Below are 24437 nucleotides of genomic sequence, written 5' to 3' on the forward strand. Positions count from 1 at the left end.
GGCACATGGACCAGCCCGGCAGGCAGAGTCAACGCCCGGCGCAATTCCCGAAACGAATCGCCAAAATCATCGCAAACTCCGAACAAACAACAGCTTCCGCCAACCCCCGGATGCGCACCAGGAGCACCCGATCGGGCGCACTACGCGAAGAACTGGCCGCGAGGACCGACCGCGTCGAAGGCGTCGGGGAAGTGCTCGATGGTCGGCCGGCCGAGTCCGTCGGGCCAGACGATCGCCACGATGTCGAACCGGCACGGGACCGGACGAGCCGCGTCGAGCAGGCCATGCCACTTGAGGAACTGGAGCGAGGCCCGGGTGATCCGCTCCTGCTTGGCCGGCGTCACCGCCTCGGCGGGCTGGCCCCGGCGGCGGGTCTTGACCTCGACGAAGACCAGCGTGTCGCCGTCCCGGGCGACCAGGTCGATCTCGCCCCGGGGGGTCCGGTAGCTCCGGCAGAGGACTCGCATCCCCTTCCGGCGCAGGAACCGAGACGCGGCCCGCTCCCCCCGGTCGCCGAACCACTGGTTCCAGGGCCGATCGGCCGCCCGCCCCCATCGGAACCCCTTCGGCAGGCGAAGACCGAACATCCCGGCACGCTCCCGAAGGCCCCAGAATTGTCCCTCACACCCACCGCCGCAGGAGGATCAGTAGATGTTGAACGAACCCCGCTCGATCTCCCTCGCCTCGGGGCTCAGGCCGCCCGGCAGTCGGTTCCGCCGGTGCATCCGGGCCGGGGCGGCCGGGTCGGACTCGCGAGAGGAGGCGATGGCGTCGGCCTCGTCCTTGCCGCTGAAGAACTCGTCGTAGAAGGTCGGCTGGTCGGCGCCGTCCTTGTTCTTGCCGAGCCCCAGGGCGTTGCACCCCGAGGCACTCAGGGCCAGCACGAGGCAGGCGAACGCGGCCGCCAGGCCAGGTCGAATCGGGCACCGCTGCATGGAGACTCGCCCCCCATCGACCCGCCCGCCTCGCACCGGTCCGGCTCGGCTCGGCGCGGGTCGATTGATCCAGACGTCAAACCAACATCGACGAAGCGTCGGGCGGACGAACGCCGCCTCCTCCAGAGGGGATCGGCGGATGCTGCCAGGAAATGCCCCCCGCGTCTAGTCCGATTCTCCCGCCGGGGGCGGCTCGCCCTCGACCGGGGCCTCGACCGGCTCGGAAGTCGTCCGCCACTGCTCCCGGACCTTGCCGATCTGGTCGATCAGCCGCCCGTAGGTCGCCACCGAGAGCACCACCACCAGCAGCAACCCGAAGCCCGCCACGATGTTCTGCCGCCACGAGTTCGCGAACCGCCCCATGACCGACCGATCGTTGAGGATCAGGAACATGCCGATCCCGACCGCCGGCATCGCCAGCATCGTCGCCGCCTGGGCCACCACCAGGGCATTGGCCCGGTTCTCCTGCGGCTGGGTGGCGATGAGCATGCCGATGACCATGATCAGCAGCGCGAACCGCCTCGGCCACGGCTGGTCCATCCGCGAGCCGAGCCCCAGGCCGTCGGCCAGCAGGCCGCCCCCGACCAGGGCATTGACCGGGATCGACGAGAAGGCCGCCGACCAGAACCCCAGGCAGAAGATGAACTTGGCCATCGGCCCGAAGGTCGCCTCCAGTTGCAGGGCCATCTCCGAGGCGTCCTGGATCACGATCCCCCGGGGCCGCAGGGCCGCCGCCGAGGTCAGGATGATCAGGATGCTGATGGTCGAGAGCAAGGTAATCCCCACCACCGAGTCGATCAGGCTCTTGCGGACGTCCGGCAGCCGCCACCCCTTCGACTGCACCAGGTACGACTGATAGAGGCAGGCATGCAAGACGAAGGTCGTCCCCACCATCGCCGCCATCACCGTGATCGAGCCTTCGCCTTCCGGCAGGCGGGGCACCAGGCCCGCGGCCGCCTCGCCCAGGTCCGGCCGGGCGACCACCAGGTTGGTGAAGAAGGCGGCGATCATCACCAGCACCAGGACGATCATCACCCGCTCGATCAGGCGGTACAGGTTCTTCGTGAAGGCGACCATCAGGATCGCCGTCCCGGTGAAGACGAACGGCCAGATCTGCTCCTCGGCCACCGGCCGGCCGATCGCGGCCGAGAGGCTCCGCGAGGCCCAGTTGTCCGTCACGCTCGCCGTCGCGGTCGTCACCCCGAGGTTGTTGCCGAACTGGAAGCTGGCCGACATCAGGAAGGCGGCCAGGCCGATCAGGATCGCGAACCATCGGCCGTAGCGCTCGGCCACCGCCTGCAGGAACGACCGGGCCTGCGTCGCCCCGAAGCGGGCCCCCATCACCGTGTACATCATCATGGCCGCCGCGGCGCAGACCACGACCCAGATCAAGGCATACCCATACTCGGCCCCGATCTTCGAGGCCGTCGTCACGCTGCCCGGCCCCAGGCAGACCGACGCGATAATCAAGCCCGGCCCGATCGAACCCAGGATTCGCCTGATCCGAGCGGAGATCGCCATCGCCATGAGTCGCCCAGCCTTGTGTGGTTTCGCTGAAGCTCGGTGCCGTCTGCCGTCCCGATCGCCTCGCCGTCCCCGCGGCGCGGGCCGGCCTCGATCCGGGACTTTACCCCCTCGCTCCGCCCGCGTCGAGGTGCTGGCCCTTCGTGTTGCAGAGCCGTCACCCCTGGCCACCATGCGGTCGAGGGCGTAAGCTCAATTCCAATCGACCCGCACGCCGATCGGGGGATCGCCCAGGCGATCGAAACTCATGCCGGAAACCGATTACCGCCTGATCCTCTTCGACGCCCCCGCCGACCCGGTCGCCCTGCGCGAGCTGTTCCGGGGGGTCATGGGCCTGCACCCGACCGAGGCGATGCAGTGGGTCAGACGCGCCCCCGGCATCCTGCCCTGGCCCCTGGCCGAGGGGGAGGTCCGCGAGCTGCTCGACGCCCTGTACGAGCAGGGAATCGCCGCCGAGGCCCGCCGCGTCGACACCGTGCCCAAGCTCGTCCCCGCCCGGTCGGTCCACCGCGCGGCCATCCAGCCCGATGGACTCAGCATCAGCGGGCTCCGGGGCGAGCCGGCCCACTACGTCCCCTGGTCGAAGCTGGAGCTGGTCCACGGCGGCCGGATCGCCGCCGACGACGAGTTCCGCGACCCCCAGGGGATCGGCTGGGCCAACGCCGTCGCCTCGGGCCTCAACGCCATGATCCTCCGGGGCCCGAAGGCACCACGGCCCCGGCGATCGAAGCGAGTCCCCCGCGACCCCGTCACCGAGCTGCACCTGGTCCGGACCGACCCTCAGATCGCCTTCCGGATCGTCGCCGACCAGATGAACTACAGCGACCTCGGCGACCGGCTGCTCCCGTCGGCCGCCGAGAACTTCCCGATCTTCCTCGCCGAGCTGGTCGCCCGGGCCGACGCCGCCACCATCACCGACTCGACCCGGGCCCTGATCGGCCAGCCCACCCCCGAGGCCGAGCCGAGCACCTATCCGACCTCCCAGGCGATGCTCGACGCCACCACCCTCCGCCTGCTCTGGACCTGGTATCGCCGCGACCGGAACCGAGACGCCGAAAATCAATGAACACGCAATCGGTCTTCGAATCGATCCTGCGGAATCCCGATCTCTTCGCCGTCATCGTCGAAGCGGCCATCCCGATCGTCGCGGGGGTCTACCTGACACTGGTGAGCTATCGAGTCGTCGGCAAGGAGCCCGGAACAGACTTTCGGTGGGATGTGTGGCATCAGCAGTACGGCGCAATCGTCAAGGTCCTCGGCCCCTTGATGGTCCTGTTCGGGATATTCCTGGCGATCGTCGGTCTCCTCAGGCTCTCCTGACACCGGAGTGACCGGTTCGCAGGAGGGCAACGACGCCTCCGGATCGACGCTCTCTGACAAGTCGGAGAATGCCCCTGGGGACGCGACACCCCCGACGAGCCCCGGGCCCACTCGAGTGGGCCGGGGTCCTTCGGATCGCCCGGCGATCGCCGGGCGATCCTGACCGGCTCGGGCACGAGGCCGAGGGGTGAGGGGGGCTCCCGGTCACTCCTGGCGCCGGGTGTACTCGATCTTCATGAACTCGACCCAGTCGTCGCCGTATTCGGGCGCCTTCATGAAGAGGGTGAAGACCTTGTGATCCTTGTCGGTGAGGGTGCTGGTGGTCTTCTGGTCGACCTCCTTGTCGAGCATCGGGTCGAAGGCCTTGCCCTGGAAGGTGAAGGTCTTCGAGTCGGGGTCGTAGGATCCGGCGTGCGTCGCGAGCCTCGGGTTCATCGTGTCGACCCAGCTCATGACGTAATGGCCGGCCTTCGGGTCGAAACCGATCTGGCTGTGCCCCTGGAAGGGCATGCCGCCGAAATCCCCCTCGAACTCGCTGATGAGCCAGAGTTCGCCCATCATCCGGTTCGTCTCGACCCCCTTCGAGACCGTCGGGGGCTGGCCGGGGCCGTTCATGGACGAGGTGATCGTCGCGTCCCAGGTGCCGACCTCTGCGGTCAGCTTGCGATGCTCGGCCGTCGGTTGTGGGAGCATGGCCTCAAAGTCCTCCTGAGTGTGTCCGAACGCCGGAACCGCCACGACCATCCACACCGCCAGGATGGGAACCCGTCGCGTCTTCTGTCGCACTGGCTGGTCCTCCGCTCGTGGTTCTCGACCGTTGGTCCCCCGGCTCGCGGCCACCACTGAACACGCGAACAGAAAGGGACGGCCGAAGTATGAACGGGTGTACCGAGAATGTCCAGAGAAAATCGGCGAGTTTCTCGCCCGGTCCCGCGTCGGCCGGCCCACGATCAACGCTGGCTTGGCTTTACAGCGCGGCGGGGGCCTTGATAGACTCGCCCCTCGAAACGGAGTTTGCAGCTCCCGAAGGGGGGACGCTGGCCTGATGGCCCCGTTGGAGGTCTGATCCGGTCCCCCGGCCCCGTCACCCGACCGCAGGAGAGGTCTGCCCGTGTCCCAGAACAACCGCTATCTGTTCACCAGTGAATCGGTCTCGATGGGCCATCCCGACAAGATGGCCGACCAGATCTCCGACGGCATCCTCGACGCGATCCTCGAGCAGGACCCGAACGCCCGGGTCGCCTGCGAGACCCTGGTGACGACCGGGCTGGTCGTCCTGGCCGGCGAGATCACGACGACGGCCGTCGTGGACTACCCGGGCATCGTCCGGCAGGTCGTCCGGGAGATCGGCTACACGTCCAGCGCCATGGGCTTCGACGCCGACACCTGCGGCGTGATGGTCGCCCTGGGCAAGCAGTCGCCCGACATCGCCATGGGCGTCAACGAGGACTCGGCCAAGGGCAAGGAGATCGGCGCCGGCGACCAGGGCCTGATGTTCGGCTACGCCTGCGACGAGACGCCCGAGCTGATGCCCCTGCCGATCGCCCTGGCCCACCGCGTCCTGAACCGCCTGACCGAGCTGCGCCAGGACGGCACGATCCCCTGGCTCCGCCCGGACAACAAGAGCCAGGTCACGGTCGAATACGACGACGGCCGCCCGGTCCGGATCGACACCGTCGTCGTCTCCACCCAGCACGACCCCGGCGTCACCCAGGAGCAGATCCGCGAGGCGGTGATCAAGGAGATCATCGAGCCGGTCTTGCCGAAGGACATGGTCAAGGGGGAGATCACCTACCACATCAACCCGACCGGCCAGTTCATCGTCGGCGGCCCGCACGGCGACGCCGGCCTGACCGGCCGGAAGATCATCGTCGACACCTACGGCGGCGCCGGCCGCCACGGCGGCGGGGCCTTCAGCGGCAAGGACTCGACGAAGGTCGACCGCTCGGCCGCCTACATGGCCCGCTACGCCGCCAAGAACGTGGTGGCCGCCGGCCTGGCCAAGAAATGCGAGGTCCAGCTCGCCTACGCCATCGGCGTCAGCGCCCCGGTGAGCGTCCACGTGGACACGTTCGGCACCGGGACGATCCCGCACGACCAGATCGAGGCCCTGATCCGCGAGCACTTCCCGCTGACCCCCTCGGGGATCATCGCGCACCTCGAACTGCGTCGGCCGATCTTCCGCAAGACCGCCGCCGGCGGCCACTTCGGCCGGTCCGAGCCGGAATTCACCTGGGAGAAGACCGACAAGGCCGAGGCCCTGAGGCAGGCCGCCACGGCCACCGCCGTCGCCTGATCCGGCCCCGCGCCCGTCGACCGATCACGCAACGCCCCCGCGTCCCCCCTCGCTCTCACCGATCGGGGACGCGGGGGCCGTCCGTTCCCCCCCTCCGCTCGCCGCCCGGAACCCGCCCCGCCCCGCCATCTCGCGCAGCCCGAATGATCAAATCACCATACGCCATTCGCTTTTGCCATACATGGCCCCATCGCCCGAGCCCGCCGAATTAAGCATAATGAAAAATTGACGTGTTGGTTTCTTCCTTGTTGACGACGGCGACAGCCACCTGTCAGAATGCACGTGACTCGCGAACGATGGTTGTCGCGAGTCACGCTGTACCGTGTGCGTCATTGCATGAGTGTCGAGCGCCTGTGAGTTTGCTTCGCTTTGCAGCCCCGGTAGCGCAGTCCGGCGACCGGCGAGAGTCCTTGACCCTGAGGACTCTCGCCGGTGTCGGTGCCCCGGGAGTGGGCTGACCGGCCTCGATCGCGCGGCCCGAGGCGCCGGGCGGGGACGGATCGGACCGGCGAGTTCCTCGAGCGGGGTCAGTCGCCGAATGAGATGCCCATGTCGCGGCCGGTCAGGATCGTGTCGCAGTCCAGCGGGACGGCTTTCATCCGGTGGGTGGCGACGTCGAGCGGGACGTACTTGACCTCGGGGGGGTCGAGGGCGACCATGACGCCGTGCTGGCCGTCGGCCAGGGTCCGGACGGCGGCCGCGCCGAAGCGGAGGGCCAGCAGGCGGTCCATCGGGACCGGGGTGCCGCCGCGGAGCAGGTGGCCCAGCACGACGGTCCGGACGTCCTTGCCGGTCGCGGCCCGGAGCCCCTCGGCGACCTTCTCGCCCATCCCGCCCAGTCGCTCGACGCGCCCCGGTTCTCCGGGGACGAGCGAGACCTCGCCCCCCTTCGGATATGCCCCCTCGGCCACGACCACGATGGAGAAGCGGCGGCCGATCCGATCGCGCTCGGCGATCTTGCGGGCCACCGGCGCCAGGTCGAACGGGATCTCGGGGATGAGGATCGCGTCGGCGGTGGCGGCGATGCCCGCGCTCATGGCGATCCAGCCGGCGTAGCGGCCCATGACCTCGACGACGATGACCCGCTCGTGCGCCTCGGCCGTCGAGTGCAGGCGGTCGAGGCATTCGGTGGCGAAGTCGACGGCGGTGAGGAACCCGAAGGTCAGGACCGTGCCGTCCAGGTCGTTGTCGATCGTCTTCGGCACGCCCACCACGCGGAGGCCGTGGCGGCTCAGGGCGTGGGCGATCCCCATCGACCCGTCGCCGCCGATGGCGATGACGGCATCGACGTTCTCTCCCAGCCGCTCGGCCAGCTCGGCGGAGCGGTCGACCGGCACGACCGAGCCGTCCGGCTGCACGGTCGGGTACGTCAGGGGGCTGTTCTTGTTCGTGGTCCCCAGGATCGTGCCGCCGAGGTGGGTGATGCCGCGGACGCGGTCGGCCGTCAGCGGGATCAGGCCGCCTTCCGGGAACCGCTCGGGGGTCAGCACCCCGTCGTACCCGTCCCGGATGCCGACACACTCCCACCCGCGATTCAAGGCCGAAACGACCGCCGCGCGGATCACCGCGTTCAGCCCCGGTGCGTCGCCCCCCCCGGTCGAGATCGCAATACGCCGGATCGGTTTTCCTGAGGTCGGCATCGCCCCTCGCTCCCCCGCCCGTCGGCCCCGGAACAGGGCACGGGTCTCATCCAGAAAACAACGAAACAGAATTTGTCGAACCCCTCCGATTGTACCACGCCCCTCCCACGCGAGGGAATGGGCGGTGCGGGGCAATCGACCGGCCGACGGGCGGCTTCAAGGAAGGGCATCCTGTCGATGCTTGACCAGCATCTGTCATCCCTTATGCTTGAAGAGACGCGGTCGTCGGGTGTTCCCCGATCGCGTCATTCCGCACGGGGCAGCGGGGGCCTTCCCATGAGTGACACGAGACGCCCACGCCGATCGCGCCGACGCCGACCGGCGGCGGCCTTCGACCATCTCGAACCGCGCCGACTGCTGGCGACCTTGACCGTCTCGAACACGGACGACGACGGGCCCGGCTCGTTGCGGGAGGCCCTGGAGCAGGCCAATACTTCCCCCGGGGCCGACGAGATCCGGTTCGACATTTCCGGCGAAGGCCCGCACGCGATCACGCCGACCTTGCCGCTGCCGGCCCTTGATGGCCCGGTGATCCTCGACGGCTATACTCAGCCCGGTGCCCGGCCCAACGCCAGCGAGGACGGCTTCGATGCCGACATCCGGATCATCCTGGACGGCGGCGCCATCTCCTGGGGGGGAGGGCTCTTGCTGGGCGGTTCGGGGAGCGTCGTCCGAGGCCTGGCCTTCCACGGCTTCTCGGGCGAGGCCATCACCGTCAGTGGGGCCGAGAACCGGATCGAGGGGAACATCGTCGGTGCCCGCGTGGCCCCTGAGACGGAGGGGAACGGTTACGGGATCCGGATCGCTGGGGGAGACCGCAACATCATCGGCGGAACGACCCCGGAGGCGCGGAATCTCATCTCGGGGAACGAGGGCCATGGCATCTCGATTCAATATGTCATGATAGGACGTTTCTTCTTCGATGATGCCGAGATGAACGTGGTCCAGGGGAACCTGATCGGGACCGACGCCTCGGGCAGCGGACCGCTGGGCAACGGCGGCCCCGGGATTCAAGCGTATGCTCTCGGGATGGGCGGCAATGCGATCGGGGGGGCCGAGCCCGGGGCCGCCAACGTCATCGCGTTCAACGGCAACGCGGGGGTCCAGGGCAGGGCCCTCGTCTCACGGAACGCCATTTTCGAGAACGAGTGGCAGGGAATCAGCCATACCTACGACCCTGGGCCGTCGCAGATCACCGACCCGGTCTGGGAAATGTCTTACCCCCTGCTGACGGAGGCCGAGGCGGTCCCGGAGGGGTTCCGGGTCCAGGGCATCCTGCTCGCGGAGGCGAACCTGACGTTCCAACTCGAATTTTTCGCGGATGCGGGCGACCCCTCGGGGTTTGGAGAGGGCCGGATGTTCCTCGGCACGGCCGAGGTTTCGAGCAACGCCGAGGGGCATGCCATCTTCAACGTGGTTGTGCCGACCGCTCCTCCGCCGGGGATGGTGGTCACCGCGACGGCGAGTCATCCCCGGTTCGGCACGTCGGAATTCTCGCCCAACCCGGCCGCACTGGCGACGTTCGCGAACCTGGTGGTCACGGCCTCGGTCGATGCGGCTGAGGTGCAATCGGGGGATGAGGTCACGTTCGCGGCCACGGTTCGGAACAACGGGCCCGGTCCCGCCACGGGGACCAAGGTGATCGTCCCGCTGCCGAACTTCCGGTATTCGAACCTCCCTGCCGATCCGGCCGTCGTCGTCTCGACCTCGACGACCCAGGGGACCGTGGCGATTGACGGCACCAACCTGATCTTCGACGTGGGCACGCTGGAGCTCGAAGCCGAGGTCTCGGCGACCGTGACGGTCCGGGTCCCGCCCCCGTCCGAGGAGAGCTGGTACGGCCCCCAATGGTTCGAGGCGACCTTCCGGGCCGAGTCCGATGTCTTCGACCTGTTCCGGAACGACGAGGCCACGGCCAGTGTCATGGTGGACCCGGCGGAACTGGAGCGGGAGATCACCGTTTCTCCCGATCAACCGAGGGTCGGTGAGTCCGTGACGATCGAATACAACGTCACCAATCGCGGCCCGGCGATCGCCCGTTCGGTCGTCGTCTCCTCGAACCTCTCGTATGTCATGGGGATCGGGCTGAGTTCGATCACCACCGACCGCGGCACGGTTCAACCCGACGGCTCCATTGAGCTGGGCGATCTGCCGGTGGGGGCTTCCGCGACGGTCACGGCCATCGTGCGGGCGGAACAGCCTGGCCCCTTCGAGATTCACTTCTGGGTACGATCCCCCAACATCGACCTCGTCGACTCCACATCGGTCGCCCGTTTCACGGTCGCAAGGGACGCCGGCGCGGCCTTCATCACCATGAGCCTGCCGGATCTGCCCCGGCGTGCCCCGCGTCGCGTGGCGCTGGCAATCGGGACGGACCTCGAACCGGCCCGGGCCGCCGATCCGGGCAATTACCGCCTGGAGCTCGTCCATCCGAATGGCCGCGCGCGGACGGTCCCGCTGCGATCGGTGAGCTACGACCCGAATACCTGGACCGTCACGCTTGAGACCCATCGGCCGATCCCACCGGGCAGGACGCTCCGGGTGACGGTCCGCTCGGGAGGTTTGACCACGCCCGACGGCGCCCCGATCGACGGCGATGGGGACTTCGTCCCCGGCGGCGACTTCGTCGGCCTGATTTCCGCCGGGCGGACCCTTCACGCTCGAGAAGCCGACGGCGACCGGGTGGCCCTGGCGATGAGTCACGGCTTGCTGGAACTCCAACGCCGACCGAACGGCGACGCCCTTGCCCTGCGCCTGGTGACGGTCGCACGTCGGGCGACCCTCATGGGTCGAGTCCACCGTGCCGTCGGAGGCGATGGCCTGGCAACGCTGCCTCAGCTCACCTTCTCCGGCCCGGCCGAGGTGGTCCACGATCGCTTGCCGGCGTCGTTCCTGCGGCCTCTGCTGGGTTGACGCGACCTCCGCAGGCGAAGCCAGCCCCTCATCCCATGGCCTGCTCCCGCGAGCGGGGGAGCGAGGGGCCGCGGGGCGTGAGAGGGAGGCCGACCATCTCGACACGCACGCGAGACCGATCGAGATTCAGAGCCGAGCGAGGCCGACGACCTCAAGGTAAGGTACAATCGATCGACGATCGGCGAGGCTGTGGGGAAGCCCGGGCCGGGTCGCGTCCACCTTCCGGTCCCCGATCACCGCACCCTGTCGCCGCGTCACACTGACACCACGGCGACGGGCCGACGATGGGCCGACGATGGAGAGGAGCTACCGCCGAAGATCGACCGGGGGGACGGGAGACTCCGCAGCCGAGGCTGGTCGCGTCCCGACCAACGCGAGATGATCCGATCTTCCCATTCCGAGGGCCCCCGACGATGACCGCTTCCGCCGCCCCGATTGATCGTGCCCGGGCCGCCTTCCGCGAGCGATTCGGCGCGGAGCCGACGAGCATCGGCATGGCCCCGGGCCGCGTCGAGCTGCTGGGCAACCACACCGATCACAACAACGGCCTGGTGCTGGCCGCGGCGATCGACCGGTCGACCGTGGTGGCCGGCCGGCCGACCCGAGGGCAGGAATCCTGGATTTACTCCGAGGCATTCGACGATCTGTACGGCCTGCCGATCGCCGAGGAGGTGAGCGATCCGCCCGGTGTCTGGGGACGATACCTGCGAGGGGTCGTCCAGGCGATGACGGCTCGATTCGGGCCGCTGCGTTCGGCGTTTGAGGCGACCATCGCCGGCAATGTCCCGCTCGGCGCGGGCCTTTCCAGCTCGGCGAGCCTGGAGGGGGCGATCGCGGTGTTCTTGCTCGACGCCGGGCTGTTCGCCGAGGGGCAGGGGGGGGCCAACGCGGCGCTCGACGACGCGAGCCGGATGGCCCTGGCCCAGGCCCTGCGCGAGGCCGAGAACCAGACCGTCGGGGTGGCCTCGGGCTTGCTCGATTTCGTTTGCACGTTGATGGGCAAGCGCGGCCATGCCGTGATGCTTGACTGTTGCTCGCTTGAATTCGAACGGGTCGCGCTGGGCGATCCCGCCCCGGCGATCGTCGTCTGCGACTCGAAGACCTCGAGGCGGCTGGCGGACGGCATGTACAACCGGCGCCGGGAGGAATGTGAGCGCATCGTCACGTACTTCCGAGAGCATCCGCCGGCGTCGTCACTGTCCGATCCGTACCGGGAACCGCCGCCGGTGGCGTCGCTGCGGGATGTGACGCTGGCCGACCTGAATGCGTACCGAGACCGGCTGGACCCGATCGGCTTTCGTCGTGCCCGGCATGTCCTGGCCGAGAACGAGCGAGTCCGCCAGGGGGTCGAGGCGCTGCGGCGTGGCGACCTGGCGGCGCTGGGACGCCTGATGTCGGCCTCGCACGCGTCGAGCCGAGACGACTTCGAGAATAGTTCGCCGCCTTTGAATACGTTGATCGAATCGGCCGAGGCCGCGCCCGGATTCCTGGGGGGCAAGCTGTGCGGGGCGGGCTGGGCAGGCTGCACGGTCAATCTGGTCGTGTCCGACCGGGCCGACGACTTCGCCGCCTCGGTCGGCGAGGCATACCGCCGGCGGACGGGCACCGAGGCCGAGGTCCACGTTTGCCGGGCGGCCGAGGGGGCCGGGCCGATCCCCGCAACGGAGTGATTGTGGTAAGGTGAGGCACCGTGTTCCCGGCTCCTTCGACCGAACAGGCCCCCCTCGGAATCCGGTCGGAGAGAGGCCGTGAACCTCGATCGGAGGTGATCGGATGACTCTGGTCAAGATCGGCGGAAGCTACTTGAATCTGGACATGATCACGGAAGTTCGCGACACGGGCATTGACGTCGAAATTTTCTTCAGCACCGAGAAGGCGACCATCCTGCGAGGCGGGGAGGCCGAGGCCTTTCGCCGCTGGCTCGATTCGATTGCCATTATCCCATCGGAACACGGTGGCCCAAACGCTTGACCCATTTTGAACCGCAGAGGCCGTTTTCAAAGGCGGTCTTGCCCAGGAGGATTCCGCAGATGCGTCTTCGAATCGCTCTCCCCTGCGTGCAGGTCGTCCGAACGCTGGCGATCGTGCTGATCGCCTCGGTCGCCGGCGCCGAGACGTGCCTGTCTCCGTACGTCACACGGCTCGATCGGCCGGAAAAGTACCTCTATGTCTTCTGCGTGGATGCCGACGCGGCGGACAACGACTTCATCATCACCATTGATGTTGACCAGACCAGCCCGAACTACGGGACGATTCTCCACCAGCTCGACCTCGGCTCGAAGGGGAACGAGACGCACCACTGGGGGTTCACCGACGACCGGACGCGCATCTGGGCCGGCGGCCTGTTCTCGAGCCGGATCTGGATCATCGACGTGGCGACCGACCCGGCCGCCCCTCGAATTGAGACCGTGCTGGAGGACGTGACGGGGCAGACGGGCCTTTCGGGTCCGCATACCTATTACGCCCTGCCCGGACGCATGCTGTTGACCTTCCTGGGGGCGGCGGATGGCGGCCTGCCCGCCGGGATGGCCGAATTCACGAATGACGGCCGGTTCATCCGCCGGATCGACCAGCCCGAGGAATCGCCGTACGGCTACGACGTGGCCGTGAAGACCGAGTTCAACCGCATGGTGTCAAGCGCCTTCACTCCCCTGCGCAATTATGGGAAGCCGTTCCCCGAGATGAGCCTGAGCGACTTCGGCAATCAGCTCATCGTCTGGGATTTCAAGGAGCGGGAGCCGATCCAGGTCGTCGAGGCCGGGCTCGCCCCGCTGGAAGTGCGTTGGTCCTTGAAACCGGAAAATAATTACGGGTTCACGAACTGCGCGCTCGACAACTCGATCTATCTGTTCAAGGGGCTGGGCGACGGCACCTACGAAACCCGGAAGGTAGCCGACACCGCCGCCTTGCCGGCCGACCTGAGGCAGAGCCCCGACGACCGCTTCCTGTACGTCTCGTGCTTCGGCGGCGATGAGATCCAGCAGTGGGACGTCTCCGACCCGGAAAACCTGGTCCTGACCAGCACAGTCGTCCCCTGCGTCCAGCCGAACATGATGCACCTGACCGGCGACGGCAAGCGCATGTATGTGACCAACTCCTTGCTCTCGACCCTCGACCGATCGGGGAACTTCTGCGTTCGACTTGTTCGGATCGGCCCGGATGGTATGAAGGTCGACCCTTTTTTCGATGTCGATCTGACCAAATTCCCAACGGGAGCGGCCCGAGGCCACGACATGTTGATTAACTGATACGTTTCAACGACGACAAATCACGGCAATGCGACTTCAAGAGGAGTGAACGGATCATGGTCTTCACCGCTGCCTTGCTCGTGATGAGTCCGTGGACTGCCTGGTTCGGCGGCGCGGCGGCCCTGCAAGGCGACTCCCGGCTGGCGGACATCGGCCCGGCGCCGGAGACGGTGCTGGTCGAGGCCCGCACCGAGCAGCCGTTCCGCCTGGCCGACCTGCAATCAGAGGGGAAGGCCGCCCTGGTGAGCTTCGTGTACACCACCTGTAACGGCTCTTGCCCGGCCACCACCCACACGATGTACCGCGTGCAGGAGGAGCTGAAACGGGTCGGGCTTTGGGGAGACCGCGTCGCCCTGGTGTCCATCTCGCTCGACCCCAAGACCGATCGGCCGGAGATCCTCAGCCGATACTCCGAGATCTTCGGCGCCGATCCTTCGGGCTGGCACTTCCTGACGGGCGACCCGAAGCAGGTGGCCGAGGTCATCGCCTCGTGGGACATGTGGGCGAGGATCGGCCCCAGCGGCACGCTCGACCACCCGTCCCGGATTTTCCTGGTCGACCCGAACGGCCGGCAGCGGGAAATCTACAACCTCCAGTTTCTTGATCCTGAGTCGGTCGTGTCCGACATCCGGCTCGTAATCGAGGAGACCCCGGCAGGGGCACGCTGACCGGGGAAATCCCGGCCTCGGCACGGTGCTTGCTGATGAAGCGGCCCCCAGGAGGGACGTTCATCCATGAACCCTGATACGCTACTTCGGATCGGTCGGGTCTTCGTCGTCTTGAACCCGCACTCGGGGAGTTTCGCGGCCGAGGTCCGGGAGATTCTCTGCCGGCATTTCGGCGACGAGGAGCAAGGCTCCTGCACCATCCACGTGCTCGATGCCGGGCATGACGTCAAACAGCTCGTCAAGGAGGCGATCGACGAGGGGGCCGGGCTCGTCGTGGCCGCCGGCGGAGACGGCACCGTCGCGGCGGTGGCCGACGGACTGATCGGTTCGGACGTCCCGATGGGAATTCTCCCGCTCGGCACGGCCAATGTGCTGGCCCGTGAGCTGGGGCTGCCGCTCGACCCGGACGAAGCCTGCGCCCTGCTGACCCGGTCGCGCGACTCCGCCACACTCGACGTGATGCGGGTCGGCGATCGCCCCTTTTTCACCCAGGTCGGCGTCGGGCTGGACAGCCTGATGATCCGGGACACCGACACCGAGTCGAAGCAGCGGCTCGGGAGGATCGCGTACCTCTGGACGGCCGCCAAGGGGCTGTCGGGGTTCCAGCCGAGGCGGTTCCTGCTGACGATCGACGACAACGCGCCCCGAATGGTCCGGGCCTCCGAGGTGCTGGTGGCGAACGTCGGCACATTCGGCCAGCCTCCCTTCCAGTGGGGGCCCGACATCCACCCCGACGACGGCGAGCTGACCGTCTGCGTCCTGCGGGTGCGGTCGCTGCTCGACTCGATCCGGCTGGGGATCAACGTGCTCCGAGGCGAGCCCCGACGCGACCCGAGCACCCGGTATTTCAAGGCCAGGCATCGCGTGACGATCGCCATGGTCCGCGCCTCGAACCCGCTCCCGGTGCAGGCCGACGGCGAGATCATCGGCGAGACCCCGGTCGAGGTCCACCTGCAGGCCGCCGCGGTCCGGGTCGTCGTGCCCCCCCGATCCGAGGAGGACGCGGACGCCGCCACGGCCTGAGCCGGCCCGGCGGGTCGGCACGCCCGTTCCCGCCGAGGGGCGAGGGGCGTGCCCCCGTCGAGGGGACGGGCCTCAGCAAAAAGGCCGCAGCGCCTGGCGAAGGGCCGAGGCGCTGGGGAAGCGGTCGGCCGGGTCTCGGGAGAGGCCGCGGTCGATGACGGCGGCCAGTTGCGGGGGGATTTCGGGGCGGCGTTCCCGGATGGGGATGGGGGCCTGCTCCAGGACCAGTTGCACCACGTCAATTCCTTCGCCCACGTGATCGTGAATAAACTGACCGGTGAGCAGGAAATAGAGCGTCGCCGTGGTGGCGTAGATGTCTCCCGAGGGCTTGACGGTCTTGAAGTCGAGCATCTGCTCGGGGGGCATGAAGGGGATCGTGCCGCGCATCTCGCCGGAGAAGGTCAGGCCCGAGAGGCCGATGCTCCGGTAGCTCTTGGCCAGGCCGAAGTCGGAGATCTTGACCGAGAGCAGGCCGCTCGGGTTGCGGCCGATCAGGATGTTCTCCGGCTTGATGTCCCGGTGGACGAAGCCGTGACGATGCGCATGGTCCAGCCCCTTGAGGATCTGGGCGGCCATCCGGCAGCCCTGGTCGATCGGGTACTGGCCCTGGGCGTCTCGGGCGACGGCCTCGAGGTTGCTGCCGTCGACATACTCCATGGCGAACCAGAAGCGTCCGGAGGTGGTCCCCTGTTCCAGCCATTCGACGATGTTCGGGTGCTTCAGCTTGCTGATGACCGACATCTCGCGGAGGAAGCGGTCGATGGCCGATCGGGCGGCGGCCGACTCGGGCACGATCAGCTTCAGGGCGACCTTGCGGCCGGTCCGCTGGTGCTGGGCGAGGTAGACGACCCCCATCGCGCCGCGTCCCAGCTCGCGGAGGGTCTTGTAGTGCGGCACGGGCTGGGGGGTCATGGCCATCTCGGCCCGGCAGTTGTCGCAGAGCCAGTAGACCGACTCCGGCCCGGCCCCGTCGTGCGGATCCTGGGCGACCAGGGTGCCCTGGGGGGCCGAGACGCCGCAGCCGCCGCAGACGATCGGGGCGAAGGAGATCTGCGGGCGGTCGTGCTCGGCCGTGCCCACCTCGTCTGGCCGGAGCAGGCCCGGCAGGCCGCCCGAGGACTCGATCTGGACCTGGAAGACGGTCTCTCCGGCCATGATCCGGTCACCATGGACCAGCCGAGACCGCTCGACGGCCCGATCGTTGACGAACGTGCCGTTGGTGCTCCGGAGGTCGCGGAGCATCAGGTCGCCGCCGTTGGTGACGCGCAGCTCGAAGTGGTCGCGCGAGAGCGAGCCGTCCTCGGGCACGGAGCCGTCGACCAGGAGCGAACGGCCCACCACGAACGGCTCCGCGCGATCGACCACGAACGACCGGCCCGCCCGGGGCCCCTCGACGATCTCGAGCACCACTCGAAAACTGGTGGATCGTTCCGGCATGGTTCGGGGTACAGCACTCACGCGACTGGGTCCATTCAACTCATGATTCGAATCAGTCCATGATGCAGAATCCATTCCACATCCACGAAGTTGGTTCGACGCCTGGTGAGGTGAAGTGACGACACCCCGTCTCGGTCTCGGCGAAATGTGTCCTCTTCTATCCTACGGAATCACCCCGAAAATCGCCCGGAAGTTTTTCGCCGGCACCGCCGATTTCCAATGACTGCATGAAGTTATGCGAGCAAAGCAATGAATGCATTCAATGAGGCGATCGCCCCCGACATCGCCCACGCCATGCGGCTCGGTCATCCCGTGGTGGCACTGGAATCGACCCTGATCGCCCATGGGCTTCCCTGGCCCTCGAACCTGGAGACCGCCAGGCGGTCGGAACAGGCCGTGCGCGACGCCGGGGCGGTCCCGGCGACGATCGCCGTGCTCGACGGCAGGGTCCGGATCGGCCTGAGTGACACCGAACTGACCCGCCTGGCCCAGGCCGGCGACGTGCTGAAGGCCGGTCGCCGTGACCTCGGCGACGTGCTGAAGGCCGGTCGCCGTGACCTCGGCCCCGTGCTCGCCCGGGGCCAAAGTGCCGCGACCACCGTCTCGGCGACGCTCCGGATCGCCCGGTCGGCGGGCATCGGCGTGTTCGCGACCGGGGGCCTTGGAGGAGTACACCGCAAGGCGGCCGAAAGTTTCGACGTGTCGACGGATCTCGACGAACTGGCCCGGGCCGACGGCGCCTTGGTCGTCTGCTCCGGGGCCAAGACGGTCCTCGACCTGCCCGCCACCCTCGAATCGCTGGAGACGCGAGGGGTGCCGATCCTCGGCTATCGGACCGACGAGCTGCCCGGCTTCACGAGCCGGACCACCGGCCTGCCGCTGGAGCACCGGGTCGAGAGCCCGGCCGAGGCCGCCCGGGTCGTCGCGACGCACCGACGGCTCGCCTTGCCCTGCGCGGTGGTCCTGGCGCAGCAGGTTCCCGAGCCGGACGCGCCGGATGAAGCACGCATGAACGCCGCGCTCGAAGACGCCCTGGCGGAGGCCGACCGACTGGGAATCCGCGGCAAGCGGCTGACCCCGTTTCTCCTCGGTCGGATTCACGAAGCGACCGACGGCATGAGCCAATCGGCCAACTCCGCCCTGATCGTCGCCAATGCTTCGCTGGCGGCCCAGATCGCCGTCGAGCTGGCCAGGATCGACCCGGCCGGGCCTCGCCCCGGAGGCGGGGTCGGCGCCGGTTGAACCCGACTGACCCGCCCCGAGGTCGTGCTCGGCCCTGGCGTTCGCCCCGCCCCAAAACAGGACGGGACGGGACAAGGGCAGGGCAGGAGATCAGTCGATCGGCGGCGGGGGCGGCCGACGCGAAGGGTCGGGGTCGAGGGTCGGCGGCGGGGCCGGTGTTTCTTCCGGCTCGACCGGCGGGATGCCTGTCCCGGGCTGGACGGGGGGAACGTCCGCCCCTGGTCCAGGTTCCGCTCCAGGCTCCGGCTCCGGCTCCGGCTCCGGGACCGATGCCGGGGCCGGCGTGGCGTTCGCGCCCGGCCGTCGAGCGGGGACGCCCGCCCGGGGGGCCGCAGGGGAGGGGGGATCGACCCGGAACGACCGGAGAATCTCCTCGACCTGTTCGCGGAACTCGGCGGGGGAACCCTCCGTCAGGCTCATCAGCTCCAGGGCCGAGCCGTTGGGCAGTTGCACCAGATAGGCGGAGGAATAGGCCCGGCCGGCATCCTGCACGGCGAAGGCTTCGGGCGAGTAGGTCAGGGGGAGTTCCAGCCGGTAAACCCGCTTGCCTCCCCACTCCGGTTCGGGCAGCCAGCCTTCGGAGCCCTGGCCGACCTGGACGCCCGGCGGGGGGATCGACCGCCACCCTTCGACCATCCGCTGGACGAACGGGTCGGGGCGCAGTTCGGGCGGCACCTCTCCCCGGGGATGGAAGACGAAGGTCATGTGATCCGGCACGCCGTCCGTCCGGACGCGCTGCAAGACGACGTCCTCGCCGGCCTGTTCGTCGGCCGGGGCGGGGCGGTAATCCTGCGGGTGCTCGAACTGGAAGCGGTCGTCGGGGTCGAGGAAGACGACCCAGGAATTCTGACGGTTCGGTTCGAGGGGCGGGTTCGGAAACGGCGGGATCAGGTCGGCCGGCACGGTCCGCCGTCGCTCCAGGTTCAGCTCGCGGAGCTGGGTCGCCCGCATGCCGATCCGGCCCGTCGCGTCCGGGAATTCGACCACGTCGCGCTGGGCGAGCAGGAGGCGGTTGATCGACCCCTGCGCGTCGATCATCCGGGGTTCGAGCCTGTTGACCTGCCCGCCCCCTTGCGGCCCGTCGAGCGTGGTTTCCGGGTCGACGAAGGCGAATTCGAGCTGGGCGTTGACGGCCGTCGTGGCGCTGACCAGTTGCACCCGGCCGCTGACCCGGATGACCGCCCGGGAGTTCTGGTCGGTCTCGGTCGGGGGGAGGAGTTCCTCGAAGGTCGCCACCAGGGAGCCGTCGAGGATCACGTCACCCACCAGGGCTTCGGCGGCGTCTCGGGGGACGTTCCAGCTCGAACCGACCCCCTGGTGCAGCACCGAGAGCAGGCCCCCCAGCTTCGGCAGGTCGACCTGCTGAATGGCCGCGAAGCCGAATTGCTCCTGATTCAACGGGGCCGACCCCGGCAGGGTCAGGATCGTCGGCGCCGGCCGGCCGTCATCCTGGAGCCAGAGGGTCTGACCGGCCAGCCCGGCCGGCCCGTCGGCCGACGTGTCGGGCACGCCATCCTTCGTCAGCTGGACCGTCTGGTAGTACCGGACCAGGGCCGAGACGGTCCGATTCTCGACGCCTCCCACCCGCGCCGGCCGTTCGACCACGATGGCCCGAGCGACCAGTTGCGTCCGCTCGGGAGCCTGGCCGGGCTGCTCGAACGACCGGTCGAGGTTCTCGACGAAGGCGACCTGATACGGGCCGATCCCGCTGTCGTTGGCATCGGGCTGTGCGTAGCTTTCGATGAACCGATAGCGCCGCCCGGTGTCCCGGCCGGGATCGCCCACCCCGGGGGCCGGGCGGTCCGAGAACCCCGGCGGGGCCGACTCCGGTCGGCCGCGGTCGAGCGGCGGGGCGGGCCTGCCCGACTCGATCGGCGGCGCCGGGCGTGCGGCCCCGGCCTGCCAGGCCCTCGCCGATGCCGGCTCGAAGGCCGGGGCGAGCGTCAGGGCGGCGATCCCGATGAGTGCTCGTCGGAAGGCTCGTCGGCCTGGCGCCGGCATGGTCGTCCTGCTCCTCATGTCCCATCTCCTCCGGCCCGGGCCCGGGCCGGTTCTTTGATGATCTGGCGACCCCCGACGATCCGGGATCAACGCACAAACACCCGAGAGAAAGAAACCAGTGCGGGCGAGACGCCGAGGCACCTCGCCGGGTGATCCGATCCGATTCGATCCGCCTCGCCTCGCCCCTCTTCCCACGCGAACACCCGCTCAACCGCAGGCCGAAGGGGCGTGATTGTGAAACACGCGTGCCGACCATTCATGATCAAAATTGAGCATAGGCCATCAGAACATCGGGAAACAATGGCGGATTGCATCGAAACCGTGCGAGAACCCACGAGAGGATCGGCCGGAGTGCCTCGTCACGGCGCCGTCCGGATCGACTGCCGACCCTCAAGGGCGCCCCGGCAACCAGCGCAACGAACCGATCATCCGTTGATCGCGCCGGCCAAAGCGATCGACCTGCGACGCCCGGAGCGTGAAGATCGCCACCACCTGACGGCCCTTCGCGTCCGAGACAAGGTAATAGTACCAGACGATCGGCTCTTCCCCCTGCCGGCCTGCCAGGGCCAGGCGGTAGCGGAACTCCCCCTCGGGGGCGGTCACGGCCCCGGCGTCGATCATCCGGTCGAACCGATCGCCGAGCGCCTTCTTCACGTCGTCCCGGAATCGCTCGGCCTTCGGCTGCGCGCCCGGCTCGACGGTCGGCCCGGCCACGAGATTGGCCTGCACGACCACCGTGCCCGCCTCGACCCGCCGCAAGACGACCTGCTGATCGTCTTCCGAGAACAGGTGCCAGGCCCGGTCGTGCTGCAGCGTGTAGCGCCCGTCGGGAGAGGCGTAACGAAGCAGGAGCCAGTCGTCGGGGATCGCCTCGGGGACCGTCGGCGGCGATGCGCCGGCGTCCTCATCGGCCGCCTCGCCCCGCTCGATCGAGATCGTGCTGCGGAACTCCAGGCCCGCCTCGACCGGCCCCGGTTCCCGGCGCTCGTCGCGCTCGATCGTCACCAGGCTGACCCGGCCGGCCCGGCGATCGAACCGGAAGGACCCGGTGATCGTCATCTCCCCCTGGCCTCCCAGGACGGCGCCGGCGATCGCCCCGGCCAGCTCGACCTCGGCCGACTCGTCGTCCACCGACCGCAGCGTGGCCTCGACCGTGTTCGAGGCCAGCACGTCGTAGCCGCTGATGGACCGGGCAACCGCGTCGGGCACGGGCCAGCGGTCGCCGGGAGCGACCTCGGCCCCGGCCTCGGGCAGCAAGGCAGGCACGCCGATCGGGTCGGCGGGCATGTGCACCAGGTCCAGCTCGGCCCGCGTCAACGGACCCTGGGGGCTGGCCGCGACGACCCGGCCGCCCGGTCCGCCGGCTCGATCGACGACCAACGACGAGACCTCGGGCCGCAGGGTGATCGTCTGCGGCCGGATCGGTTCCGGCCCGCCGATCTCCACGCTCGCCCGCCCGACCTGGCGCCAGAGGCGGGCCGGGAGGCCCTCGGCATCGACCGCGAGCACCTGATCCCTCGACTCGATCCGGGTGGAGACGGTCAGCTCGATCGGGGTCACGGGGGTGTCTTCCGTCGCCTCACCGGGGCGGTAGCGTCCCTCGGCGTCGAGGGTGGCCAGCACCCGCAGCCGATCCCCGACCTCCAGGCGCTCGACCAGCGCAACCGGCCCCTCCTCGGCCGCCCGAGCCCCGAAGGACCAGGCCGTCCCCAGCATCAGAGCCGCCACCGAGAGCCCGCCGAGCCGGTGCCTGCTTCGCATCCCGATCACTCTCCTCCCGCCTCCAGGAACGGACCATCCCCCCACGCTCTGCAGCGGGCGGAGACGAGTCAACCACGAAAACGACGCGCCGAACGTGATCGCATTTCCCCTTTGTCTTCGAATTTCGACCGCAAGACCGTCGTTTCCCGAAAATTTTCCGGATTTTTGCCGCAAAGCCGCAGGGAGGCTCGAATAGGTAGGAGCCGGACGCCGCGGCGTCCCCCCCGATCGCGATGCATCCGGGGAAGGTTCTTTCCGAAGATGTCAAATCGACATCCCCTTCATGCCAATCTGCGTCGCAAGCCGGCCCGAGCCCCGCCCGACCCGCGGCGATCGGATCACGCAACTCCCGGAAAATGGATGACTTAAGCCCGCGATCCTCTTCCAACGCCCCGCCCCATCCGGTCACGGGTACGTCGTTTGCGGACGGATGCGGGAGTCGGTTCAGCCTTGACATCGAGGTGAGAGGGCGAACTTCGCCCCCCATTCCCCACTCCGAACTCTAGAGACACAACAGAGGGTTCTTCGGGAAGAATCCAGGGTGAAGGCCGAACTCAATGCCCGGTTTCGACGAAAAGATGAACAGACGGAACCTTCGTCACGGCCGAAAGCGTCCGAACTATTACAGTCGTCCGCAACGTTGTGAGAACAGTCCTCAACCGGGATTCGTCGTGAGCCCGGGAGCGAAGCACGGATGAGCCAGCCCTATCGCCACCCAGCACTGCGGCAGTTGATGGAACAGCAGACGCGCTCGGCCACCCGGGAGCGTCGGCTGGAACAACTGGACCGCGCCGAGCGGCTGCTGGCCGAGATCGAAGGCGGCAAGGTCTACCCGTTCGAATTCCTCTGCTACCGGATCACCGGCTACCGGGCCGATTCGTCCTCCTTGCTGACGATCAGCGGCCGCGACGTCCGACATGATCTCCGGCTCTACGTCGAAGACCTGTCGCGCACCGTCGGCCAGCCCGTCGACGAGGCGACCGAGCCGGTCCTGACGGTCGAGGACGTGAGCCGGCGGTACAGGGTCTCGACCCGGACCGTCAACCGCTGGCGGCGCCAGGGGCTCGTGGCCCGGCACTTCCGGGTCGAAGGACGCATCAAAGTCGGTTTCCTGGAATCCAGCTTGGATCGATTCGTGTCGGAGCACCGCGAACAGGTCGATCGCGGGACTCGTTTCAGCCAGTTGTCCGACGCGGAGCGCGACGAGATCATCCGACGCGCCCGCCGCATGGCTGCGGTCCGGCAGGCCAGCCTCGCCGAGATCGCCCGGAGGATTGCACGCAAGATGTCCCGCTCTCCTGAGACCATTCGCATGACGTTGAAGACCTACGACCGGGAGCATCCGGACCGAGCAATCTTCCCCAGCTCGACCGGCCCGCTCGACACCGAAGCCCGGGCCCAGATCTACCGGAAGTTCCGCACCGGGACCTCCGTGGAGGTCCTGGCCAAGCAATACGGCCGGACCCGATCGAGCATCTATCGGGTCCTGAACGAGCTGCGCGCCGAACGCCTGCTCGAGACGAAGCTCGAATACATGCACAACGAGAGCTTCGACGACCCGAAGGCCGCGGCCGAGATCCTCGCCGAGATGCCCGTGCCGGCCGACGGCAAGGCCCCCCGCAAGGTCAAGGCCCCCAAGGGCTTGCCGCCGTACCTGGCCAGCCTGTACGAGGTCCCCTTGCTCTCCCGAGAGCAGGAAGCCCACCTCTTCCGGAAGATGAACTTCCTGAAGTACAAGGCCCACCTGCGCCGCGAGAAGCTCGACCCGCACAAGGCCAAGACCGCCGAACTCGACGAGATCGACCGGCTGCAGGACGAGGCCCTGGCCGTCAAGAACCAGATCATCCGGGCCAACCTCCGCCTGGTCGTCTCGATCGCCAAGCGGCACGTCGGCCCCAGCAACAACTTCTTCGAACTGGTCTCCGACGGCAACATGTCCCTGATCCGCGCGGTCGAGAAATTCGACTACGCCCGCGGCAACAAGTTCTCCACCTACGCGAGCTGGGCGATCATGAAGAACTTCGCCCGCACGATCCCCGAGGAGAACTACCGCCGCGACCGCTTCGTCACCGGCCACGAGGAGATGTTCGAGTCGGCCGCCGACGGCCGGATCGACGAGCACGAGTACGAGGTCGCCCACCGCCGCAACGTCGAGGCCGTGCAGGGGATGCTCGGCCGCCTCGACGACCGCGAGCGGCGGATCATGATCTCCCGCTACGGCCTCGACGGCACCCGCGAGATGACCCTCGAGCAGCTCGGCAGGGAGCTGGGCATCACCAAGGAACGCGTCCGCCAGATCGAGTCGCGGGCCCAGGAGAAGCTCCGCCGGATCGCCGTCGAGGAGCGCATGGAACTGCCCATGTTCTGACGCAACCCTCGCCCGGGACTCGCCTTCCTGCCGCCGGGGACGCTCGCTCGTCCCCGGCGGC

Annotated in this window: 19 protein-coding genes; 11 read left to right on the forward strand and 8 right to left on the reverse strand. The window is 68.4% G+C overall.

All coding sequences use genetic code 11. From position 1 onward, the window contains the following. Nucleotides 1-140 precede the first annotated feature (140 nt). The 3 genes from AB1L88_RS02585 to AB1L88_RS02595 all read right to left on the reverse strand — a co-directional run bounded on the left by AB1L88_RS02585 (nucleotide 141) and on the right by AB1L88_RS02595 (nucleotide 2405). Nucleotides 141-587, reverse strand: coding sequence for a YraN family protein (locus AB1L88_RS02585; protein WP_367095071.1), 447 nt, complete (start codon nucleotides 585-587; stop codon nucleotides 141-143). 57 nt (nucleotides 588-644) lie between these two features. Beyond that, on the reverse strand, nucleotides 645-935 hold the full coding sequence (locus tag AB1L88_RS02590) for a hypothetical protein (RefSeq protein ID WP_367095072.1): 291 nt from the start codon (nucleotides 933-935) through the stop codon (nucleotides 645-647). A gap of 165 nt (nucleotides 936-1100) precedes the next feature. Next, complete coding sequence (locus AB1L88_RS02595; RefSeq protein ID WP_367095073.1) at nucleotides 1101-2405, reverse strand: Nramp family divalent metal transporter; 1305 nt, start codon at nucleotides 2403-2405, stop codon at nucleotides 1101-1103. A gap of 301 nt (nucleotides 2406-2706) precedes the next feature. Here AB1L88_RS02595 and AB1L88_RS02600 point away from each other — a divergent pair, with 301 nt between their 5' ends. Continuing rightward, nucleotides 2707-3525 carry a hypothetical protein gene (locus tag AB1L88_RS02600; protein WP_367095074.1) on the forward strand — a complete coding sequence of 273 codons (819 nt, stop codon included), beginning with the start codon at nucleotides 2707-2709 and terminating at the stop codon, nucleotides 3523-3525. After that, the gene (locus AB1L88_RS02605; RefSeq protein ID WP_367095075.1) at nucleotides 3522-3779 is read left to right on the forward strand and encodes a hypothetical protein; all 258 of its coding nucleotides are present in this window, start codon (nucleotides 3522-3524) and stop codon (nucleotides 3777-3779) included. The genes AB1L88_RS02600 and AB1L88_RS02605 overlap by 4 nt, the downstream gene beginning before the upstream one ends. A 204-nt stretch (nucleotides 3780-3983) precedes the next feature. Here AB1L88_RS02605 and AB1L88_RS02610 read toward each other — a convergent pair whose 3' ends face one another. Further along, nucleotides 3984-4472 carry a DUF1579 domain-containing protein gene (locus AB1L88_RS02610; RefSeq protein WP_367095076.1) on the reverse strand — a complete coding sequence of 163 codons (489 nt, stop codon included), beginning with the start codon at nucleotides 4470-4472 and terminating at the stop codon, nucleotides 3984-3986. Nucleotides 4473-4890: 418 nt separating this feature from the next. Between AB1L88_RS02610 and metK the strand changes: the two genes are divergently transcribed. After that, nucleotides 4891-6075 carry a methionine adenosyltransferase gene (gene metK, locus AB1L88_RS02615; RefSeq protein ID WP_367095077.1) on the forward strand — a complete coding sequence of 395 codons (1185 nt, stop codon included), beginning with the start codon at nucleotides 4891-4893 and terminating at the stop codon, nucleotides 6073-6075. A gap of 527 nt (nucleotides 6076-6602) precedes the next feature. On the opposite strand, the gene AB1L88_RS02620 is transcribed toward metK, so the two are convergent. Beyond that, nucleotides 6603-7715 (reverse strand): ATP-dependent 6-phosphofructokinase, encoded by a 1113-nt coding sequence (locus tag AB1L88_RS02620; protein ID WP_367095078.1) that lies wholly within the window; start codon nucleotides 7713-7715, stop codon nucleotides 6603-6605. Between the two features lie 276 nt (nucleotides 7716-7991). On the opposite strand from AB1L88_RS02620, the gene AB1L88_RS02625 reads away from it, so the two are divergent. From AB1L88_RS02625 to AB1L88_RS02650, 6 genes are all read left to right on the forward strand, one after another. Continuing rightward, entirely contained in the window at nucleotides 7992-10628 is a 2637-nt protein-coding gene (locus AB1L88_RS02625; protein ID WP_367095079.1) for a hypothetical protein, read from the forward strand. Between the two features lie 413 nt (nucleotides 10629-11041). Further along, a complete protein-coding gene (gene galK / locus AB1L88_RS02630; RefSeq protein WP_367095080.1) occupies nucleotides 11042-12298 on the forward strand; it encodes a galactokinase in 1257 nt (418 codons plus the stop codon). Nucleotides 12299-12401: 103 nt separating this feature from the next. Further along, a complete protein-coding gene (locus AB1L88_RS02635) occupies nucleotides 12402-12599 on the forward strand; it encodes a hypothetical protein (RefSeq protein WP_367095081.1) in 198 nt (65 codons plus the stop codon). A gap of 59 nt (nucleotides 12600-12658) precedes the next feature. Continuing rightward, the gene (locus AB1L88_RS02640) at nucleotides 12659-13876 is read left to right on the forward strand and encodes a selenium-binding protein SBP56-related protein (RefSeq protein ID WP_367095082.1); all 1218 of its coding nucleotides are present in this window, start codon (nucleotides 12659-12661) and stop codon (nucleotides 13874-13876) included. 56 nt (nucleotides 13877-13932) lie between these two features. Continuing rightward, complete coding sequence (locus AB1L88_RS02645) at nucleotides 13933-14544, forward strand: SCO family protein (RefSeq protein ID WP_367095083.1); 612 nt, start codon at nucleotides 13933-13935, stop codon at nucleotides 14542-14544. Nucleotides 14545-14610: 66 nt separating this feature from the next. Continuing rightward, on the forward strand, nucleotides 14611-15567 hold the full coding sequence (locus AB1L88_RS02650) for a diacylglycerol kinase family protein (RefSeq protein ID WP_367095084.1): 957 nt from the start codon (nucleotides 14611-14613) through the stop codon (nucleotides 15565-15567). A 72-nt stretch (nucleotides 15568-15639) separates the two neighbouring features. Here AB1L88_RS02650 and AB1L88_RS02655 read toward each other — a convergent pair whose 3' ends face one another. Next, nucleotides 15640-17025, reverse strand: a complete 1386-nt coding sequence (locus AB1L88_RS02655; protein ID WP_367095085.1) for an FHA domain-containing serine/threonine-protein kinase — start codon at nucleotides 17023-17025, stop codon at nucleotides 15640-15642. Between the two features lie 228 nt (nucleotides 17026-17253). On the opposite strand from AB1L88_RS02655, the gene AB1L88_RS02660 reads away from it, so the two are divergent. Then, entirely contained in the window at nucleotides 17254-18246 is a 993-nt protein-coding gene (locus AB1L88_RS02660) for a pseudouridine-5'-phosphate glycosidase (protein WP_367095086.1), read from the forward strand. Nucleotides 18247-18336: 90 nt separating this feature from the next. On the opposite strand, the gene AB1L88_RS02665 is transcribed toward AB1L88_RS02660, so the two are convergent. Both AB1L88_RS02665 and AB1L88_RS02670 read right to left on the reverse strand, forming a co-directional pair. Further along, nucleotides 18337-20265, reverse strand: a complete 1929-nt coding sequence (locus AB1L88_RS02665) for a hypothetical protein (protein WP_367095087.1) — start codon at nucleotides 20263-20265, stop codon at nucleotides 18337-18339. 372 nt (nucleotides 20266-20637) lie between these two features. Continuing rightward, on the reverse strand, nucleotides 20638-22008 hold the full coding sequence (locus AB1L88_RS02670; protein ID WP_367095088.1) for a hypothetical protein: 1371 nt from the start codon (nucleotides 22006-22008) through the stop codon (nucleotides 20638-20640). Between the two features lie 694 nt (nucleotides 22009-22702). Here AB1L88_RS02670 and AB1L88_RS02675 point away from each other — a divergent pair. Next, a complete protein-coding gene (locus tag AB1L88_RS02675) occupies nucleotides 22703-24376 on the forward strand; it encodes a sigma-70 family RNA polymerase sigma factor (protein WP_367095089.1) in 1674 nt (557 codons plus the stop codon). The last annotated feature ends 61 nt before the right edge of the window (nucleotides 24377-24437 follow it).

Source organism: Tautonia sp. JC769 (assembly GCF_040717455.1).
Taxonomy (GTDB): Bacteria; Planctomycetota; Planctomycetia; order Isosphaerales; family Isosphaeraceae; genus Tautonia.

Excerpts from the sequence above, each read along its gene's own strand:
- AB1L88_RS02585 (WP_367095071.1), bottom strand. The coding sequence starts at position 587 with ATGTTCGGTCTTCGCCTGCCGAAGGGGTTCCGATGGGGGCGGGCGGCC.
- AB1L88_RS02590 (WP_367095072.1), bottom strand. The coding sequence starts at position 935 with ATGCAGCGGTGCCCGATTCGACCTGGCCTGGCGGCCGCGTTCGCCTGC.
- AB1L88_RS02600 (WP_367095074.1), top strand. The coding sequence starts at position 2,707 with ATGCCGGAAACCGATTACCGCCTGATCCTCTTCGACGCCCCCGCCGAC.
- AB1L88_RS02605 (WP_367095075.1), top strand. The coding sequence starts at position 3,522 with ATGAACACGCAATCGGTCTTCGAATCGATCCTGCGGAATCCCGATCTC.
- AB1L88_RS02610 (WP_367095076.1), bottom strand. The coding sequence starts at position 4,472 with ATGCTCCCACAACCGACGGCCGAGCATCGCAAGCTGACCGCAGAGGTC.
- AB1L88_RS02620 (WP_367095078.1), bottom strand. The coding sequence starts at position 7,715 with ATGCCGACCTCAGGAAAACCGATCCGGCGTATTGCGATCTCGACCGGG.
- AB1L88_RS02625 (WP_367095079.1), top strand. The coding sequence starts at position 7,992 with ATGAGTGACACGAGACGCCCACGCCGATCGCGCCGACGCCGACCGGCG.
- galK (WP_367095080.1), top strand. The coding sequence starts at position 11,042 with ATGACCGCTTCCGCCGCCCCGATTGATCGTGCCCGGGCCGCCTTCCGC.
- AB1L88_RS02635 (WP_367095081.1), top strand. The coding sequence starts at position 12,402 with ATGACTCTGGTCAAGATCGGCGGAAGCTACTTGAATCTGGACATGATC.
- AB1L88_RS02640 (WP_367095082.1), top strand. The coding sequence starts at position 12,659 with ATGCGTCTTCGAATCGCTCTCCCCTGCGTGCAGGTCGTCCGAACGCTG.
- AB1L88_RS02645 (WP_367095083.1), top strand. The coding sequence starts at position 13,933 with ATGGTCTTCACCGCTGCCTTGCTCGTGATGAGTCCGTGGACTGCCTGG.
- AB1L88_RS02650 (WP_367095084.1), top strand. The coding sequence starts at position 14,611 with ATGAACCCTGATACGCTACTTCGGATCGGTCGGGTCTTCGTCGTCTTG.
- AB1L88_RS02660 (WP_367095086.1), top strand. The coding sequence starts at position 17,254 with ATGAATGCATTCAATGAGGCGATCGCCCCCGACATCGCCCACGCCATG.
- AB1L88_RS02665 (WP_367095087.1), bottom strand. The coding sequence starts at position 20,265 with ATGAGGAGCAGGACGACCATGCCGGCGCCAGGCCGACGAGCCTTCCGA.
- AB1L88_RS02670 (WP_367095088.1), bottom strand. The coding sequence starts at position 22,008 with ATGCGAAGCAGGCACCGGCTCGGCGGGCTCTCGGTGGCGGCTCTGATG.
- AB1L88_RS02675 (WP_367095089.1), top strand. The coding sequence starts at position 22,703 with ATGAGCCAGCCCTATCGCCACCCAGCACTGCGGCAGTTGATGGAACAG.